This window comes from Lysobacter antibioticus HS124, from assembly GCF_000336385.2.
GTDB lineage: Bacteria > Pseudomonadota > Gammaproteobacteria > Xanthomonadales > Xanthomonadaceae > Lysobacter > Lysobacter firmicutimachus.
The window spans coordinates 94,570-112,662 of record NZ_HG424516.1; the positions used below are offsets into that span (position 1 = coordinate 94,570).

Consider the following 18,093-nt stretch of genomic DNA (forward strand, 5'->3'; position numbering starts at 1 on the left):
TGGCGGGCTCCGTGGCGAAGCGGGAATTATGCGCGAGCCCCTCCGGCAGCGGGAGCTTGCGCGGCGACGGCGGCGGCGCGATGCTCGCGGCCACCGATCCTGGGGAGGCGCGGACCATGGCACGTACGATCCTGGCAGTGCTCGCCGGCATGCTGGTGGCGATGGCGACGATGAAGTTGTTCGAGTTCGGCTCGGCCCGCCTGCACCCGTTCCCGCCCGGCGCCGACCCGCGCGACATGGCGGCTTGGGCCGCGCATGTGGCCGGCGCACCGTTCGCCGCCCTGGCCCTGGTGGTCGCCGGCTGGACCGTGGCCGCCTTCGACGGCGGCCTGGTCGCGGCGTTGATCTCGCGCCGGCACCGGCGCGGCGCCGCGCTGGTCGTCGGCGCGCTGATCGTCTGCGGCGTGATCGCGGTCAATGCGATGTTCGCCCACCCGCTATGGATGCTGATCGCCGGCCTGCTGCTGCCGTTGCCGGCCAGTGGGCTGGGCGCACGCTGCGTCGCGCGCGGGCCGAAGGACCCCTGAAGAAAAAGGAACGCTGATGAAACAAGTGCTGTACGGATTCGGCGCGTTCGTGGCCGCGTTCGCCCTCGGCGCCGCCCTGGCGCGCTATGGCGCGCCCGGCGACGATACCGCGATGTGGCTCGGCGGCGGCCTGCTCGCGGTCGGCCTGATCGTCGGCTACAAGACGCTGGAAGCGGTCGCTCTGCTGATGGCGCCGTTGGTGCTGGCGCGCATGGCGCTGCGCTGGGCCGCCACCGGCCGACCGCTGGCCCCGGATCGCGACCGCGGCGAGCGCGGCGTGTGGCTGGCGCGGCTGATCTTCATACCGGTCTACGCGATCTATGCGGCGCTGACCGGCGCCGTCGTCGGCGCGTTTCCGGGCGGCCACGGCTTCTTCCTCAACGGCCTGATCTACGGTGCGGCCGGGCTGGCGTTCGCCGCGATCGCGGTCGGCGTGGTGCTGAAGTGGTTCGGCGAGAGCTGAGCGCCGCAGCGGCGTTCGCCGAGGCCCCGGCGCACATACGAACAGCCCCGGTCTGGCGACCGGGGCTGGTTCGTTGCGCCAGCGATCCGGCTCAGAAACCGGAACCGAATTCGCCGTAAGGCTTGAGTTGATTGCCCAGGGCCTTGGCGTCGCCGACCACGATGATCGACAAGTCCTTCGGTGCGTAGTACTTGCGCGCCATCGCCTGCACTTGCTCGGCGCCGACCGCGCGCACCTTCGGCACGTACTCGCCGAGGAACTCCGGCGCCAGTCCCGCCAGCCAGTTGTTGGCCAGGGTCGCGGCGACCGCGCCTTGCATCTGGTTGTTGATCAGATAGCCGCCGGCGACGTAGCGCTTGGTGTCCTCCAGCTCGGGCGCATCGACTTTGTAATCGTTGAGCTTGCCGAACTCGTACAGGAACTCCTTGATCGCCTCGCCGGTGACCTCGTTGCGCACATCGGCCGAAGCCTGGACCAGACCGCCGGCGCGCATCGCGCTGAGTCCGCCGCGCGCGCCGTAGGTGTAGCCCTTGTCCTCGCGCAGGTTCTGCATCAGCCGGCTGCTGAAGCCGCCGCCCAGCACGATCCCGGCCAATTGCGCCGGCACGTAGTCGGCATCGGTCGCGGCGATCGACGGATGGCCCAGCCGCACCGCCGACTGCACGCTGCCGTCGCGCTGCACGAACACGCGCTTCGGCGGCGCCTCGCGCCGCGCCGGCACCGCGTCGGCGATCGGCTCGCCTTCGGCCTTCCAGCCGGCGAACGCCGCCTCGGCGAGCTTGAAGCCCTGCTCCGGCGCGATCCGGCCGGTGATGACCAGCAAACCGCGGTCGGGGCGGAAACGGCGCAGATGCTCGGCCCGCACCTTTTCGGCGGTGACCGCGTTGATCGCCGCCTCGGTCGGTTGCACCCGCGCGTAGGGGTGATCGCCGAAAGTGGTGGCGAGCAGCGCCTGGGTTGCCTTGAAGCCCGGCTGCGACTGCGCGACTTTCAAGCCTTGCAAGGCATTGGCCTGGGCCAGCTTGACCTCGCCGTCGGGGAAGGTCGGCTGCTGCGCGACTTCGGCCAGCAGGCGCAGCATCGGTTCGGCCTGCGAAGGCAACGCGTTGGCGCTGAGCTGGATGCCGTCGTTGGCGGCGCTGGCGCCGATGCCGCCGCCGTAGCCCTGCGCCGCTTCGGCGATCGCCTTGGCGTCGCGCTTGGCGGTGCCCTGGGTCAGCAAGCCGGCGTACAACGAAGCGAAGCCCGGCGCGTCGGCCGCATCGGCGGCCAGGCCGGCGTTGCGCATCGCCAGCACGTAGTCCACGCGCGGCACGCCCTGGCGCGGCACCACCCACACCTGCAGGCCGTTGGCGAGGGTCTTCTGCGCGATCTGCGGCACCGGCAGCGCCTTGTCGGCGGCCAACGGCGGCAGTTGCTCGGGCAGTTTGACGCCGGGACCGGCCATCGCCGCGGTGCTGCCGAACAGCACCAGCGCGGTGGAGAACGCGAGCAGAGTCTTGTGGATCGTCATGGTCGTCTCCTCAGTGCTGGCCGGCCGGCGCGGCGGCCGCGGGCTTGGCCGCGCCGGGCATCATCGCCGCCGGACGGCGGTCGATCACGGTGCGGTTGGCGCGGGTCAGATAGGTCTTGGCGACGCGCTGCAGGTCGGCCGAGGTCACGCCTTCGATCCAGCCCGGCACCTTGTTCACCACCTGCGCGTCGCCCCACAGGGTCTGCATGCGCGCGACGGTGTCGGCGCGCTCGATGAAGCTTTCCAGGCCGTTGTACCAGTCGGCCAGCATGCGGGTCTTGACCCGCTTGAGGGTGGCCGCGTCGACGCCTTCGCGGGCGACCTTGGCGACCTCCTCGTCGATCGCCGCCAGCACCGCGTCGGCGCTGCTGTCGGGGCGGTACAGCGCGAACAGGGTGAACAGGGTCGGGCCGTTGTAGCTCCAGGGGTCGGTCAGGCCGTACAGCGGATCGATGTTGATCGCGATCTGGCGCTGCTTGACCAGGCCCTGGTAGAGCCGCGAAGCCTCGTCGCCGGCGAGCAGGTTGCCGAGCACCGCCATCGGCGCCTGGTCGCGGCTGCCGCGCGCGGGCATCTTCCAGGCCGCGGCCACCGCCGGCACCTGCGCCAGCGCGTCGCTCTGGGTGATGCGCTTCTCCTCGGTGTTGAGGCCTTCGGAGAAATCCGGCGCTTCCGGCGTCGGCCGGCCCGGAATCGCGCCGAAGTACTTGTCGGCGAGCTTGAACGCGTCCTCGGGGCTGATGTCGCCGGCGATGCCGAGCACGGCGTTGTTGGGGCCGTAGTAGTCGCGGTGGAACGAACGCACGTCGTCGAGGCTGGCGTTCTCCAGGTCCTCGAAGCTGCCGTAGCCGTCGTGGTTGTTCTCCCACTTCTGGAACGCCTGCTGGGCGATGTCGATCCACATGAAGCCGCCGTAGGGCTTGTTCTTCACGTTGACCCGGATCTCTTCCTTGACCACGTCCTGCTGGTTCTTGAGCGTGGCCGGGTTGAAATCCAGGGTCTTCATCCGGTCCGCTTCCAGCCACAGAATGCGGTCCAGCGCCGACACCGGCGCGACCTCGATGTAGTTGGTGAAGTCGGCCCGGGTCGAGCCGTTGTTGCGTCCGCCGCCGCCGCTGATGACGTTGTCGAACACGCCCTTGGGCGCGACCGGCGTGCCCTGGAACATCAGGTGTTCGAACAGGTGGGCGAAGCCGGTGCGGTTGCGCGGCTCCAGGCGCATGCCGACGTGGTAGACCACGCTGACGCCGACGGTCGGCGAGCTGCGGTCCTGGGATACGACCACGGTCAGTCCGTTGTCGAGTTTCTTCACCGCGACCGGCACTTGCCAGCGATCGCTCTCGGCGGCGTGCGCGGTGGCGGACGCGGCGCTGGCGATCGTGGTCAGGCCGGCCAGCAATACGCTCAGATGACGCTTGCGCATGGATGTCTCCTTCCTGGTCGAATGGTCCGTCCGCAACCGCGGCGGGCCCCCGATGCTACGTGACGGAGGCGGCCGCACGCTAACCCGGCGCGGCACGGCGCGCGGCCGGACGAAAAACATGGGTCGAAAGTCACGTAGGGCGACGACCGCGATCTGCGTTGACGACGGTCCTGGCCTGGGCGCGGCGAATGGCCGACACTGTGCGGCCCACGTCCGCCGCCCGCCGGCGGCGCGCCCCGTCCAGGAATTCCCGATGCCGTACACGCCCATCGTCGCCACCCTCGGTTACGTACTCTCGCCCGATGGCCGCCAGGTGCTGATGGTGCATCGCAACGCCCGCCCCGACGATCACCAGCTCGGCAAGTACAACGGCCTGGGCGGCAAGCTCGAGCGCGACGAGGACGTGGTCGCCGGCATGCGCCGCGAGATCCGCGAAGAAGCCGGGATCGACTGCCTGGCGATGAATCTGCGCGGCACCATCAGTTGGCCGGGCTTCGGCAAGCACGGCGAAGACTGGCTGGGCTTCGTGTTCGTGGTCACCGCCTTCGCCGGCGCGCCGCCGGCCAGCAATGCCGAAGGCACCCTGGAGTGGGTGCCGATCGAGCGCCTGCACGAATTGCCGATGTGGGAAGGCGACCGCGAGTTCCTGCCGCTGGTGTTCGACGCCGACCCGCGCCCGTTCCACGGCGTGATGCCGTACCGCGACGGGCGCATGCAGTCGTGGAGCTACTCGCGCATCTGAAGCGGGCCGCGCCCTGCGCCCTGGAACGGCGCGCGCCGCTCAGGCCGCCATCAGGCGCTGTTCGACCTCGTCCCACGGCACCCGCCAGACCTGCCGGTTCGGCGGCCAACGATCGCTGTAGGGACCGTCCTCGACCACGGTCGCGAAGGCGTCGTCGTCGAAACGCAGCGACAGGGCCAGACGCGACACCGGCGCGCGCCGCAGCACCGCGCGGCGCGCCGGCCGCAGCAACCGCCGCGGCGCTTCGCCGGCGAGAAACGCGGCGTAGTCCTCGTCGCGGTAATCGTGCACGGCGAAGCAGCGTTCGGCGTCGATCCGCAACAGATGCAGCACCGCCCCGCGTTCGGGTTCGCGCCAGGATTTGCAGGCGTCGAAGGCGTAACGCTCTTCCTCGACGTCGCCGCGGTCCAAGTCGGCCAGATACGGCCCGTGCACGCGCCGGCGCCATTGCGCCCGCCGGCGCCGCAGCCACAGCCAACGGCCGGCGATGGCCAGCCCGCTCGCGCTCAGGTACGCCGCCAACACCGGCAGCAATCGGCTCTCGAGCCACGACGGCAACAGCAGCGCGCGCTGCGCCAGCCAGGCCAGCAATACGCTCGCCGGAATCAGACTCAACCAGGGCCGCAACACGCCCCTCCACAGGCCCTGCCCGGACGCCGGCCGATCCAGGCCGGCGAACCGGGCCAGGCGCCGACGCTCCTCCTCTTGCATCGGCACCGGCGCGACGCCGACGCCCGGATCGGCTTCCCTCAGCGCCGACATCAGCCGCCGATCCGGACCAGGCCGCGGCCGTCGCGTTGCTCGAACACGAAGCGGAACGCCAGGCTGACCGCGACCGGTTCCTCGCGGCCGCTGACGCAGCCTTGTTCGTCGACCGGCTTGGCGCCGGGATAGACGCAGCGGAACGCAGGGTCGAAACGCCATTGCGCCACCGCGCGCCGGGCCGCCGCGAAGAAGCGCGGGTCGACCGTGGCGGGCGCCGGACAGCCTTCGGCGCGTTCGACCGGACGGCTGCCGGCGACCGCGCCGTCGGCGCCGATGGCCAGGTTCAGGCAGACCGTCTGCGGCGCCAGGCGCTGCGCCAGCAGCTCGTCGGGATACGCCGGCGCGGCGTTGCCGGCTTCGGCCAGCGGCATCTGGAAGGTTTCGTTGGCGGCCAGTTGCAGCCGCTCGGCGTCGAGCACTTGCTTGTCGATCGAGCGCACGCCGACCGCGCCGGAGCGATTGTCGCCTTGCGAAGACGGCGGCGCGCTGGCGCAGGCGGCCAGGCCGAGGGCGAACACCGCGCCGGCGAAGCGGATCGCCGCGCGTGCCGTTCGGGCGGCCGTTCCGCTGGCCTTTTCTGTCGACGTCCCTGCCGTCATCCCTGCGCTCCGTGTCGGTGGCGAGGGCTGGATGATGCCGTAAGCCGGCGGCGATGCGCCACGGCCTTATGGCGTAGCAGATCCCCGTCCAAGGCGTCGCCGCGACGCGCGGCGACGACAAAACCGCGGCGTCGGGCGCGGCGGCCGGCAGGCTCCGCTCAGGTGCGGCCCTGCTCCGGGCCGTCCTCGATGCCGACGTTGGTCGGCGCCGCCTCGTAGACCGCGCGGTCCAGCAATCCGGTTTCCTTGGCCACCAGCACCGGCACCAGCATCTGCCCGGTGACGTTGGTCAGCGTGCGCATCATGTCCAGGATGCGGTCGATCGCGTACAGGTAGCCGATGGTCTCCAGCGGCAGGCCGGCCGCGCTGAGCACCACCGTGGCCATGATCACCGCCGTGCCCGGTACGCCGGCGGTGCCGAAGCTTCCCAACACCGAGGCGATCAGCACGATGAAGTACTGGTCGGCGCTCAGCGGCGTGCCGGTGTACTGCGAGATGAACACCGCGCACAGCGCCGGATAGATCGCGCCGCAGCCGTCCATCTTGATGCTCGCGCCCAGCGGCGAAGCGAACGCGGCATAGTCCTTGTTGACGCCCAGGTTGTGGGTGATCGAACGCATCGCCACCGGCATCGCGGCGAAGCTCGACGAGCTGACGAAGGCGACCTGCATGCCCGGCGCGGCGCCGCGGAAGAATTTGAGCGGATTGAGCCCGTGCGCGAGCAGCAGCGCGCTGTAGACCACGACGATGTGCAGGGCGCAGGCCAGGTACAGCGCCAGGACGAAATTGCCCAGCGGCAGCAGCTTCTCGAAGCCGTAGGCGCCGACCAGGCCGGCGATCAGGCCGAAGGTGCCGATCGGGGTGACTTCGAGCACGAAGCGGGTGACCTGGATCATCAGGTCGCTGGCTTCGCCGACCAGCTTGCGCACCCCGGCGACCTTGTCGCCGAGCTTGACCATGGCGAAGCCGAGCAGGCCGGCGAAGAAGATCACCGGCAGGATCGAGCCCTTGCCTGCGGCCAGCACGGTCTCGCCGGCGGCGTTCTTGGTCGTGCCGATGCCGGTCAGGGCGTAGAACGGATTGCTCGGCACCACGTCGAGCAGCACGCGGGTCACGCTGGGCACGTCGCGCGGCTTGTAGGACGAGTCCACCGCCAGCCCGATCACGCCGGTGCCCGGCTGCAGGATCGTGCCGACCGCCAGCCCGACCGCGACCGCCAGCACCGCGGTGATCGCGAACCAGACGAAGGTGCGGCCGCCGAGCGCGGCGATCGATTTTTGTCCGTGCAGCGAGGCCACCGCGTTGATGACCGCGAAGAACACCAGCGGCACCGCGATCATCTTGATCAGGGTGACGTAGAGATCGCCGAGCGGACCGAACCAGGTTTCGGCCGCGGGCCCGAACGCCCAGCCGGCGAGCGCGCCGAGCACGAAGCCGGCGACCACGCGCTGCCAGAACGGAATGCGGAACCAGGCCTGGAACACTGCGGTCATGGCGTATCGTCCGGTGAAGTCGAAAGAGGCGCCGCGCCGCGCGAAGCGGCCCGGCGATGGCGGGACGCCACGATAAACAGCTTCGCGGCGGCCCCGGCTAATCCGGCGGCATAAGCCGGCAACCAAACGTCATGAATTGCGACCGCTTCGGCAAACCGCCGCGCGCGCCGGCGCATGTCAGCCCCGCGCCTTGGCCGCTGGCCGGCGCGCCGCGCCGCCGCGACGGGTCGCCGCAGCGGCTTTCGCAGCGGGCTTCGACGCCGATTTGACCGGTGCGCCGCACCCGGCCAGCACCGCGCGCAACAGGCCGGGGAAACGCCGCTCCAGGTCGTCGCAGCGCAGGGTGTTGAGATTCTGCGTTCCGGATTTGACCGTGCGCACCAGCCCCGCCGAACGCAGCACGTCGAAATGCCGCGACAGGGTCGCACGCGGCAACTCGTCCTCGACGCAGGCGGCGATGCAGGACACCGGCGTGTCGCGGCTCAGTCCGCGGATCAGGCGCAGGCGCACCGGATCGGCCAGCGCATACAGCACTGCGGTCAGCTCGATGTCGTCGGTGGCGGGGTGGTGCAGCGGCCTCATGCGGCCAAGCTTGCTACAAGCGGGGGCGGGCGGCTACAGGTTCCGAAGTTCCGCGAATCGGGAATCGGGAAAGCTATAGGGGCGGTCAGGGTCCGGTGGACTTTGTGCTTTTTGCCGCCCGTCTATCGCTCGAATCCGCCGTGCGCGGGCCTGGCCTTTCCCGCCTGGGCCGGCAAAGCCGACGCCCGCCGGGCGCGCTCGCGCCGTCACACGCCCGGGGCATAATCGGCCGCTTGTCCGTCCCGAGTCCGGCCGTCCATGCCCAAGCTGCGTTCCGCCTCCGCCCTCCTCGTTCCCGCGTTGCTGACCGCCTGCGCGGCCGCCGCGCCGGTCACCCGCGCCGATGCGCCCTCGGCCGGCGTGGTCGTCGACGTGCCGACGATCCAGCATCCGCAGGGCGAGACTCCGGCCTGGTGGTATCGCGACGGCGCCGCCCAGGCCGCGCAACGCGGGGCCAGCGCGGCCAAGGCCAAAAACGTGATTCTGTTCGTCGGCGACGGCATGAGCCTGACCACCGTCGCGGCCGCACGCATCCTCGCCGGCCAGCAGCGCGGCGCTCCCGGCGAAGAGAACCGCCTGAGCTGGGAGCGCTTCCCGGCCACCGCGCTCAGCAAGACGTACAACACCGATTCGCAGACCCCCGACTCGGCCGGCACCATGAGCGCGATGGCGACCGGGGTGAAGACCCGCGCCGGCGTACTCAGCATCGGCCAGAAGGGCGCGCGCGGCGACTGCGCCGAGGCGCTGAAGGCGCCGATGCTGACCCTGTGGGAACTCGCCGCGGGCAGCGGCCTGGCCACCGGCGTGGTCACCACCACCCGCGTCACCCACGCCACCCCGGGCGCGACCTTCAGCCATTCGGCCGACCGCAACTGGGAAAACGACATGGACCTGCCGGAGAAGGCCAAGGCCGAAGGCTGCGTCGACATCGCCCGGCAGATGATCGAGTCGCCGTTCGGCACCGGCCCGGACGTGCTGCTCGGCGGCGGCCGCGGCAACTTCATGACCGTCGAACAGCGCGATCCGGAGTACGACGACAAGGTCGGCCAGCGCCTGGACGGCCGCGACTTGATCGCGGCCTGGAAGCAGCGTCATCCCGGCGGCGCCTATGTCTGGAACGCCAAGCAGTTCGCCGCGGCGCCCAAGGACCGCCCGCTGTTCGGCCTGTTCGAACCCGACCACATGCAGTTCAGCCACGACCGTCCGCAGGACCGCGCGGGCGAGCCCTCGCTGGCGGAGATGACCGTGGCCGCGATCGAGCGGTTGAAAGCGATCAAGGGCGACCGCGGCTTCGTGCTGCTGGTCGAAGGCGGCCGCATCGACCACGCCCACCACATGGGCAACGCCTACCGCGCCCTGACCGACACCATCGCCCTGAGCGAAGCCGTCGCCGCCGCCGATAAGGCCACTTCGGCCGAGGACACGCTGATCCTGGTCACCGCCGACCACTCGCACACCCTAAGCTTCGTCGGCTACCCGACCCGCGGCAATCCGATGCTGGGCAAGGTGCGCGGCACCAGCGGCGAGGACGGCGACGCCAACGAATACGCCCGCGATGCGCTCGGCCGCCCCTACACGACCCTCAATTACAGCAACGGCCCGGGCTATACCGGCGCCAGCGCGCAGCAGCCGGAGGGCCCGCACACCTTCCCGCACACCGCCAGCGGCTTCGAGGAGATCGCCAAGGGCCGGCCGGACCTGAGCCGGGTCGACACCGAGCATCCGGATTACATGCAGGAAGCGCTGGTGCCGACCAACGCCGAAACCCACGGCGGCGACGACGTCGGCATCTGGGCGCGCGGCCCCGGCAGCGCCGCGGTGCGCGGCAGCGTCGAGCAGAACGCGATCTACCACTTCCTGCTGCAGTCGATGCCGAGCCTGCGCGCGGCGCTGTGCGCCAAGGGCGATTGCGATGCCAACCAGGTGCCGGTGATGTTGCCCAAGCCGGACGATTTCAAGCCACGCTGAGGCGCGAAGGCGCCGGCAACAGCCGATCCCCCGCCCCTTCGTCAAAGGTGGCAACGGCAAAAGCCAAGGGCGAAACAGCAAAACGGCGACCCCACAAGGGTCGCCGTTTTCGTTGAGCCATAGCTCCAGCATCCGGCTCCCGCTCCAACCAATCCCGAATCCCGAATCCCCGCTCAAAACGGCTTAGCCAACACCAGCCACACGATCGCGATCAGGGCGAATACGGGAATTTCGTTGAACACGCGCAGAGCGCGCGAAGACGGCAGCGGGCGGCCCTGGTCGACGCCCTTGAGCCAGCGGCCGCTGACGATGTAGAAGGCCAGCATGGCCGCGACCACGGTCAGCTTGGCGTGCAGCCAGCCGCCGCTCATGTGGAACACGAACCACAACACGCCGCCGAGGATCGCGGCCAGGCCGAACATGATGTGGCCGAAGCGGTACAGCCGCCGCCCCATCAGCACCAGGCGCGCGCGCACCGCGGGCTCGTCGCCGGCCTCGGCGATGTTGACCAGGATCCGCGGCAGGTAGAACACCCCGCCCATCCAGGCCATCACGAACACGAGATGGAAGGTCTTGGTCAACAGATAGGCGGTCATGGCGAATTCCTGGCGGGCGGACGAGGCTGGCGTGGCGGAGGAGCGGTTGGGAACGAAACGGCTGGGGTATGAGCTGGCGCGGGCGGACTTGCTTGAACGGACCGGTTGAGCGGACGGATCGAAAGCCGGTCGCGCCGCGACGGGGCGCGGGGCAACGAATGGGCCGAGGCCGGCACGACTCGGCCCTGAAGGCCGCGACGACCGGCCCGGCGGGCGCTGCGCACGGGCGCGGTGCGCGCTAGGATGCCACGCCCGCCGCAAACGCACGCCCCGCATGAGCAAACAGTACGACGCCGACTATTTCCAGCGCTGGTACCGCGACCCCGCGCTCAAGGACCAGGCGATCGGCGGCGCCGCGCGCCTGGCGCGCAAGGTCGCGCTGGCCGTGACCACCGCCGAATACCATCTCGAGCGGCCGCTGCGCAGCGTGCTCGACATCGGCTGCGGCGAAGGCCCGTGGCGCGCGCCGCTGCTGAAGCTGCGACCGCGCGCGCAGTATCTGGGATTCGACGCCAGCCAGTACGCCACTGCGCGCTTCGGCCGCAGCCGCAACCTGCACCTGGCCAGCTTCGGCGACTTCCAGTACCTGCGCCCCTGCGCGCCGGTCGACCTGCTGATCTGCAGCGACGTCATGCACTACCTGGACACGCGCGAACTCGATCGCGGCCTGCCCGGACTGGCCGAACTGTGCGGCGGCGTCGCGTTCCTGGAAACCTTCACCCGCGAGGACGGCATCGAAGGCGACACCGAGGGCTTCAAGCGCCGCCCCGCCCGCTTCTACCGCGAACGCTTCGCCGCCCACGGCTTCGCCACGCTGGGCTCGCACCTGTGGCTGGGCCCGGCCCTGCGCGGCGGCACCGCGGCGCTGGAAACCGCCGACTGAGCCGCCCCTCGTCTTCGCGGAGGCTAAGCCGCCTCTGTAGGAGCGGCGTAAGCCGCGACAACCGAAGCGGTGCGGATACCACGCCTCGACCCGAAGCCTGGATTCGCAGCGCATCACCGTCGGCTGGCCGGACGACCGAACTTCGGAACGCACGCTGACGTTGTTCGCTTCGGCTGTCGCGGCTTACGCCGCTCCTACAGGGCCGGCCCGCAGGCACGGGTAACGTCTCAATGGCCGCTGCAACCCTGACCGCCATTCACGCGACCGTCGTCGCAATCCGCTATGCTGCGCCGCAGCAAACCGCCCGCACCGGAACCCGGTAGGCTCCGGCGCCGGGTTCGTCCGTCCCCTGCAGTCCGTCCGCCACTGAGAGTCCGACCCGATGCTGCTTTATCAAATGCACGAACTCGGCCGCGCCTGGATGGCCCCGATGACCTACTGGGCCGATGCCGGCGCCAAGATGTTCGCCGCGCCCGGCAGCTGGCTGTCGTCGCTGCCCGGCGCCTCGCGCCTGGCCGCCGGCTACGAGCTGCTGTACCGGGTCGGCAAGGACTACGAAAAACCCGAATTCGGCATCCACTCGGTGCAGATCGACGGCAACGCCTATCCGGTGATCGAGCGCGAAATGCAGCGCAAGCCGTTCTGCCGGCTGCTGCGCTTCAAGCGCTACGCCGACGACGCCGGCAACATCGCCGAGCTCAAGGACGATCCGCCGGTGCTGGTGGTCGCGCCGCTGTCGGGACACCACAGCACCCTGCTGCGCGACACGGTCAAGACCCTGCTGCGCGACCACAAGGTCTACATCACCGACTGGGTCGACGCGCGCATGGTGCCGATCGAGGACGGCGCCTTCACCCTGGACGACTACGTCGCCTACATCCAGGACTTCATCCGCCTGATCGGCGCCGAGAGCCTGCACGTCATCAGCGTCTGCCAGCCGACCGTGCCGGTGCTGGCGGCGGTGTCGCTGATGGCCGCGCGCGGCGAAGCCACGCCGCGCTCGCTGGTGATGATGGGCGGGCCGATCGACACCCGCGAAAGCCCGACCAAGGTCAACGACCTGGCCGTGCACAAGCCGCTGTGGTGGTTCGAGGGCAATCTGATCCATCACGTGCCGGCCAATTTCCCCGGCCGCGGCCGCCGCGTGTATCCGGGCTTCCTGCAGCACAGCGGCTTCGTGGCGATGAACCCGGAGCGGCATTTCCAGTCGCACTGGGACTTCTACCAGGACCTGCTCAAGGGCGACCTGGAAGACGCCGATTCGCATCGCCGCTTCTACGACGAGTACAACGCCGTGCTCGACATGCCGGCCGAGTACTACCTCGACACCATCCGGGTGGTGTTCCAGCAGCACCTGCTACCGCGCGGGCTGTGGGACGTGGCCGGCGAGCGGGTCGACCCGAGCGCGATCAAGAACACCGCCCTGCTGACCGTGGAAGGCGAGCTCGACGACATCTCCGGCCAGGGCCAGACCCGCGCCGCGCACACTCTGTGCACCGGCGTGGCCGAAGCCGACCGCGAGCACCTCACCGTGGCCGGCGCCGGCCACTACGGCATCTTCAGCGGCCGCCGCTGGCGCGATCAGGTGTATCCGCAGGTGCGCGACTTCATCGCCAGATACGCCGCCTGAAAGCAGCGCGCCGAACGCGCGGCAGCCCAACCCAGCCCGGCTCCGGCCGGGCTTTTCGTTGCCGGCGGACCGGCCGCGCCAGGAACGCACCCGACGGTCGCGCAGGCAGGATCGCCGTTGCTGCTATCGCCGTTGCTGCTCGCGATGACGACGACCCGGCCCGCGCTTCTGCGACCCGTATCGGTCCAACGGCACGGGCGAGGCCGTCGCCGCAGCGGTTACAGTCGCGTCCGGCGCGGCGCCGGGATCGCCGCGTCCTGCGTCCCCCCATCCCGATCAGCTAAGGAGAGCTTGATGAAGATCGCCATCGTATCCGCCGCCCTGTCCGCGCTGTTGCTGGCCGCGGGCGCCGCGTCCGCCGCCACTCCCGCCTGTCAGGCCGCCCGCACCCAGGTCGAGGTCAGCCACATCCAGCGCGTCAATGCCTGCACCACCCAGGGGCCGAACAACCCGCTGTGCCTGCAGAGCCAGCAGGTCGAGAACGTCTACTGGCAGATGATGGATGCGCAGTGTCCGGCGCCGACCGGCATGTGCGCGGTGCAGCGCCAGTTGTACAACATCCGCTCGCAGCAGCGCCAAACCACCTGCCAGCGGGCCGGCTCCTCGTCCGACCCGACTTGCCAGGCGGCGATGCAGCACGAACAAGTGGCGTTCCTGCAGGTCAAGATGAGCTGCTTCGTTCCCTGAGCCGCAGCTCAGCCAAGCGCACGAAAAAGCCGGCCCTGCGGCCGGCTTTTTCGTGCCCGCGAATCGGCCTCGCGCAGCGCCGCCGATCAACCGTACTGCGCCGAGCGCACCAGCAGGTGCTTGGCCAGTTGGCCGTGCAGGTGTCCGACCAGGCGGGCGATGTGCATGGTCAGGAACAGCGCCACCACGCCCGCCAGCACCGTCGCCGGCCACGACCAGGGTTCCCAGGCGGCGAACACGTCGTAACCGTGGACCTGGATCGTGCCGATGCCCATCAGGCGCAGCAGCGGGAAGAAGATCAGCGACAGCGAGATGCTCAACCCGGTCATCGCGACGGTGAAGTAGACCGTGCCCAGCGGCAGCATCAGCAGCATGTACAGCAGGGTGCCCCAGGTCCGCGGGTCGGTGAACATGTCCTTGATCCGCTCCAGCAACGGCCGGCCGCGCTGGCTGTACAGCGGCCGCCGCGGCATGCGTTCGCCGAGCATGGCCTCGACCAGGCGGCCTTCGACCAGGGCCAGCACCCGCACCGAACCCACGAACAGGATCAGCAGCGGCAGGCCGACGATCAGGATCATCAGGCCCATCGACACCGACAGGCCGGTGGTGACCCAGGTGAAATAGAACACGCCGGTGGCCAGCGACAGCAGCATGTAGAACAGCGCGGCGTAGGTGCGCGGTTCGGCGGCGACGCCGAAGAAACGGCCGAGCAGCGACTTGCGCGGCCGCGGCGCCGGCGGCCGCAGCGCGGTCTGCACCTTGACCTCGGTGTCGCGGTAGATCTCGGCGACCTCGTCGGGGGCGCCGTAGCTGCCGGCGACCGAGGCGATCACCTCGGCCTCGCTGCGGCCCGGGTTTTCGGCCATTTCCGAGCGCAGATACTCCTCGGCGTCGTACAGCGCGTCCTGCACCAGCGCCGGGTCGGCGCCGGCCAGCGCCGCACGCAGGCGCTCCAGGTACTCGGGGATGGAGTGCGGCAAGCCGGCGGCGGCGTGTTCGGAGCGCTCGTGCTCGGAGCGCGCGTTCTCGAAGCCGGCTTTCGTGGTGGTGGCGTTCATAGGTCTAGCCCCTGGAGTACGGAATCGACGGAATCGCGGGTGGCGCGCCAGGCGGAGACCCATTCGCGCAGTACCTGCCGCCCGGCGTCGGTAATGCGGTAGTAGCGGCGCGGCGGCCCGGTCACCGAAGGCTCGACATGGCTGTCGAGCAACCCGGCCGTGCCGAGATTGCGCAGCACCGGATACAGCGCACTCTGCTTGCCGCTCAGCACGCCCTCGCCCTCGCGTTCCAGGCGCTTGGCGATCTGGTAGCCGTACATCGGTTCGGCCGCCCCGCCGAGCACCGCGAGCAGGGCCAGCGAGACGGTGCCGGTGCTCAACTCTTTCTGGAACTTGCGCCGTTGGCTTTCGAATTCGTCCACGTCCGCCTCCTTCCGCTATCTTGGAGGTCAGACTAGTATGAAGTTCGGTATAGCGGATGTGCTGATAGTAATAGCCACGGGATAGCGGGCCCGGCCAGGAGCCAGCGGGCCGTCGGCCTCGTTTTCGCGCTCCCCCTATCCGCCGGGGCTCCCGGCTCCATGCCATGCTCGCCCGACCGCCCCGCCGAGCCCGCCGCCATGGACTTCCCACGCCCCGATCCCGCCCACCTCGCCCTGCTGCATCGCCTGGCCGGCGACTGGACCGGCCCCGAGCGGGCTCAGCCTTCGCCCTGGGGCGCCGGCGGCGAATCGCTCGGGCACGGCCGCTACCGGGTCGGCCTGGACGGCAGCGCGCTGTTGCAGGATTACGAACAGGTCAAGGACGGTCGGGTCGTGTTCCGCGGCCACGGCGTGTTCCTGATCGAGCCCGACAGCCAGGACGTGCTGTGGTGGTGGTTCGACTCGATGGGCTTCCCGCCGGCGCCGGCGCGCGGCCGCTGGCAGGGCGACACCCTGTATTTCGAGAAAGTCACCCCGCAAGGCGAGTCGCGCTACCGCTACGAGTTCGGCGGCGACCGCTACCGCTTCGTGATCGAGAACCGCTTCCCGGGCCAGGCCGACTTCGCCGAGTTCATCCGCGGCGACTACACTCGCCAGCCTTGAGACCGCCGGCCGCACGCCGGCCTCCCCGCACGTTTCGCCCCAGTCCGGAGATCGCCCGATGCGTTGGATGCCGCACGCCGCCCTGTTCTGCCTGCTGACCGCCGCCCTGCCCGCCGCCCAGGCGCAGACCGCCGCCGGCAAGGGCCGGACCATGCAGCAAGTGCTCGATTCCAGCCGGCCCGGCGACTGGCGCACGCTGGACCCGAAGAACACCCTGTACCTGGAACTGGCGGCCGGCCGGGTGGTGATCGAGCTGGCGCCGCAGTTCGCGCCGGCGCACGTCGCCAACATCCGCGCCCTGGCGTCGAACGGTTACTGGAACGGTCTGAGCATCAACCGCGCCCAGGACAACTACGTCGTGCAATGGGGCGACGGCAACGCCGAAGACGCGGCCAAGCGCAAGCCGCTGGGCCGCGGAATCAAGCCCAAGCTGCCGGCCGAGTTCGCGCGCAAGAGCCAGGGCCTGGCGATGACCGTGCTGCCCGATGCCGATGGCTGGGCGCCGCAAGCGGGCTTCGTCGCCGGCTTCCCGGCCGCGCGCGATTCCGCCACCGGTTCAAGCTGGCTGGCGCATTGTTACGGCACGGTCGGCGCCGGCCGCGACATGGCCGCCGATTCCAGCAACGGCGCCGAACTCTATGTGGTGATCGGCCAGTCGCCGCGCCATCTGGACCGCAACATCACCACCGTCGGCCGGGTCATCCAGGGCATCGAACTGCTGTCGGCGCTGCCGCGCGGCACCGGCCCGCTGGGCTTCTACGCCGACCCAGCCCAGCGCACGCCGATCCGCGCGATCCGCCTCGCCAGCGACGTGCCCAAGGCCGAACGCGCCAATCTGGAAGTGCTGCGCACCGACACGCCGCTGTTCGCCGAACTGGTCGAATCGCGCCGCAACCGCCGCGACGACTGGTACCTGCAGCCGGCCGGCCACATCAATATCTGCAACGTGCCGGTGCCGGTGCGCGAAGCCGCGGCCGCGACGCCGGCCGCGGCCAAGAGCAAGAAGCGCTGACGCACGCCGCGTCCCGGCCGTGGCCCGGACGCGGCGTCAGTCGCGGCGCTGGCGCCGCGACAGCGGCCCGTCCTCGCCCAGGCCCAACGCCTGGTGCTGGAACAGGCACATCCGCACCACATCGTGGTAGCGGCCGTCGCTGAAGAATTCGTCGATCAGCACGCCCTCGCGGCGGAAGCCGGCCTCCTCGTAGATGCGGATCGCATGGGTGTTGTCGACGTCGACCAGCAAGTACAGCTTGTACAGGTTCAACACCCGGAACGCGTAGTTGATCGCCAGCCGGGTCGCGGCGCGGGCGTAGCCGCGCCGCTGCTGTTCGGGCGAGATCATGATCAGGAACTCGGCGCGGCGGTGCAGGTGGTCGATCTCGACCAGCTCGACCAGGCCGACCCGCTCCTGGGCGCCGTCCTGGACGATGAAGCGGCGCTCGGACTGGTCGTGGATGTGCTTGCGGTACAACTCTTCGAGTTCGACGAAGGACTCGTAGGGCTCCTCGAACCAGTAGCCCATCACGCTGCGGTTGTTGTTGAGCACGTGGACGAAGTGCAGGTCGCCGCGTTCCAGCGGGCGCAGGGTCACGATCGGCACGGACGCGCCGCCGGCTTCGCCTGAATCGCCGGCGGTGTCGGTTTCGGTGGCAGGAGTCGCATTCATGACGCCACCCTACTCCATCGCCCGCGGCAAGGGTGTGACGCTTCACGAAGCCTTAGCCGGCCCCTGCCTAGCCTCGAAACTCTCCCAAACGCCGAGGCCACGCCATGCCCCTGCTTCGATTGCGAATCACCGGCAACGAGGACGATGCCCGCGCGATCGGCAACCTGTTGTCCAGCCTCGATGGCATCGAACACGTCGAAGAGGTCGCCGACCTGATGCCGCACATGGACGATGCCGATTCCAGTTCCGCCGGCCTGCCCGACGACGCCGGGCCCGGCATCCACGAGATCGAGATCGACGCACCCAACGCCCATGCCGCGGCGCGCGTGCGCGAGGCGGTGGAGGCGCTGGCCTTCGACCTCGACGTGCTGGTCGAATTCGAACACGACGAGGCGCGCTGATCCGCTGCGCAGCAGCGGATCGGCTGTTACGAGGGATGCCTGCTGCGCAGCAGCGGATCGGCCGTCGCGAGT

The 18,093-nt window shown here is 69.9% G+C and carries 20 protein-coding genes; 10 read left to right on the forward strand and 10 right to left on the reverse strand.

The genetic code is table 11. The features are described from left to right. Positions 1-116: 116 nt before the first annotated feature. Both TX83_RS14285 and TX83_RS14290 read left to right on the forward strand, forming a co-directional pair. Complete coding sequence (locus TX83_RS14285) at positions 117-527, forward strand: hypothetical protein (RefSeq protein WP_141233512.1); 411 nt, start codon at positions 117-119, stop codon at positions 525-527. 16 nt (positions 528-543) lie between these two features. Continuing rightward, positions 544-990 carry a hypothetical protein gene (locus TX83_RS14290; RefSeq protein ID WP_064748642.1) on the forward strand — a complete coding sequence of 149 codons (447 nt, stop codon included), beginning with the start codon at positions 544-546 and terminating at the stop codon, positions 988-990. 91 nt (positions 991-1,081) lie between these two features. Here the strand turns inward: TX83_RS14290 and TX83_RS14295 are convergent, their stop codons facing one another. Next, a complete protein-coding gene (locus tag TX83_RS14295) occupies positions 1,082-2,503 on the reverse strand; it encodes a M16 family metallopeptidase (protein ID WP_087960733.1) in 1,422 nt (473 codons plus the stop codon). 10 nt (positions 2,504-2,513) lie between these two features. Continuing rightward, positions 2,514-3,926, reverse strand: a complete 1,413-nt coding sequence (locus TX83_RS14300) for a M16 family metallopeptidase (RefSeq protein WP_064748643.1) — start codon at positions 3,924-3,926, stop codon at positions 2,514-2,516. Between the two features lie 253 nt (positions 3,927-4,179). On the opposite strand from TX83_RS14300, the gene TX83_RS14305 reads away from it, so the two are divergent. Beyond that, positions 4,180-4,668, forward strand: a complete 489-nt coding sequence (locus tag TX83_RS14305) for an NUDIX hydrolase (protein WP_064748644.1) — start codon at positions 4,180-4,182, stop codon at positions 4,666-4,668. A gap of 39 nt (positions 4,669-4,707) precedes the next feature. Here TX83_RS14305 and TX83_RS14310 read toward each other — a convergent pair whose 3' ends face one another. The 4 genes from TX83_RS14310 to TX83_RS14325 all read right to left on the reverse strand — a co-directional run bounded on the left by TX83_RS14310 (position 4,708) and on the right by TX83_RS14325 (position 8,107). Further along, entirely contained in the window at positions 4,708-5,430 is a 723-nt protein-coding gene (locus TX83_RS14310) for a hypothetical protein (protein WP_064748645.1), read from the reverse strand. Continuing rightward, positions 5,430-6,032 (reverse strand): hypothetical protein, encoded by a 603-nt coding sequence (locus TX83_RS14315; RefSeq protein WP_141233513.1) that lies wholly within the window; start codon positions 6,030-6,032, stop codon positions 5,430-5,432. The genes TX83_RS14310 and TX83_RS14315 overlap by 1 nt, the downstream gene beginning before the upstream one ends. Before the next feature lie 158 nt (positions 6,033-6,190). Next, complete coding sequence (locus TX83_RS14320; protein ID WP_064748647.1) at positions 6,191-7,525, reverse strand: dicarboxylate/amino acid:cation symporter; 1,335 nt, start codon at positions 7,523-7,525, stop codon at positions 6,191-6,193. Positions 7,526-7,702: 177 nt separating this feature from the next. Further along, entirely contained in the window at positions 7,703-8,107 is a 405-nt protein-coding gene (locus tag TX83_RS14325; protein WP_075575177.1) for an ArsR/SmtB family transcription factor, read from the reverse strand. 258 nt (positions 8,108-8,365) lie between these two features. Here TX83_RS14325 and TX83_RS14330 point away from each other — a divergent pair, with 258 nt between their 5' ends. Then, positions 8,366-10,075: an alkaline phosphatase gene (locus TX83_RS14330; RefSeq protein ID WP_064748648.1), complete on the forward strand. Its 1,710-nt coding sequence runs from the start codon at positions 8,366-8,368 to the stop codon at positions 10,073-10,075. Positions 10,076-10,248: 173 nt separating this feature from the next. Here TX83_RS14330 and TX83_RS14335 read toward each other — a convergent pair whose 3' ends face one another. After that, the gene (locus tag TX83_RS14335; protein WP_064748649.1) at positions 10,249-10,671 is read right to left on the reverse strand and encodes a CopD family protein; all 423 of its coding nucleotides are present in this window, start codon (positions 10,669-10,671) and stop codon (positions 10,249-10,251) included. 274 nt (positions 10,672-10,945) lie between these two features. On the opposite strand from TX83_RS14335, the gene TX83_RS14340 reads away from it, so the two are divergent. The 3 genes from TX83_RS14340 (at position 10,946) to TX83_RS14350 (ending at position 13,871) form a co-directional block, all read left to right on the forward strand. Further along, entirely contained in the window at positions 10,946-11,554 is a 609-nt protein-coding gene (locus TX83_RS14340) for a class I SAM-dependent DNA methyltransferase (RefSeq protein ID WP_064748650.1), read from the forward strand. A gap of 385 nt (positions 11,555-11,939) precedes the next feature. Continuing rightward, positions 11,940-13,184: a polyhydroxyalkanoate depolymerase gene (locus tag TX83_RS14345; RefSeq protein ID WP_064748666.1), complete on the forward strand. Its 1,245-nt coding sequence runs from the start codon at positions 11,940-11,942 to the stop codon at positions 13,182-13,184. Between the two features lie 294 nt (positions 13,185-13,478). Further along, a complete protein-coding gene (locus TX83_RS14350; protein WP_064748651.1) occupies positions 13,479-13,871 on the forward strand; it encodes a hypothetical protein in 393 nt (130 codons plus the stop codon). A gap of 86 nt (positions 13,872-13,957) precedes the next feature. Here TX83_RS14350 and TX83_RS14355 read toward each other — a convergent pair whose 3' ends face one another. After that, on the reverse strand, positions 13,958-14,929 hold the full coding sequence (locus TX83_RS14355; RefSeq protein WP_261370141.1) for a sensor domain-containing protein: 972 nt from the start codon (positions 14,927-14,929) through the stop codon (positions 13,958-13,960). Then, entirely contained in the window at positions 14,926-15,291 is a 366-nt protein-coding gene (locus tag TX83_RS14360) for a PadR family transcriptional regulator (protein WP_064748652.1), read from the reverse strand. The genes TX83_RS14355 and TX83_RS14360 overlap by 4 nt, the downstream gene beginning before the upstream one ends. Before the next feature lie 198 nt (positions 15,292-15,489). Between TX83_RS14360 and TX83_RS14365 the strand changes: the two genes are divergently transcribed. Further along, positions 15,490-15,954, forward strand: a complete 465-nt coding sequence (locus TX83_RS14365; protein WP_064748653.1) for a DUF1579 family protein — start codon at positions 15,490-15,492, stop codon at positions 15,952-15,954. 58 nt (positions 15,955-16,012) lie between these two features. After that, positions 16,013-16,966 (forward strand): peptidylprolyl isomerase, encoded by a 954-nt coding sequence (locus TX83_RS14370; protein WP_186442604.1) that lies wholly within the window; start codon positions 16,013-16,015, stop codon positions 16,964-16,966. 36 nt (positions 16,967-17,002) lie between these two features. Here the strand turns inward: TX83_RS14370 and speG are convergent, their stop codons facing one another. Beyond that, positions 17,003-17,620, reverse strand: a complete 618-nt coding sequence (gene speG, locus TX83_RS14375) for a spermidine N1-acetyltransferase (RefSeq protein WP_079248237.1) — start codon at positions 17,618-17,620, stop codon at positions 17,003-17,005. Between the two features lie 104 nt (positions 17,621-17,724). Here speG and TX83_RS14380 point away from each other — a divergent pair, with 104 nt between their 5' ends. Then, on the forward strand, positions 17,725-18,021 hold the full coding sequence (locus TX83_RS14380) for a hypothetical protein (protein ID WP_064748654.1): 297 nt from the start codon (positions 17,725-17,727) through the stop codon (positions 18,019-18,021). The last annotated feature ends 72 nt before the right edge of the window (positions 18,022-18,093 follow it).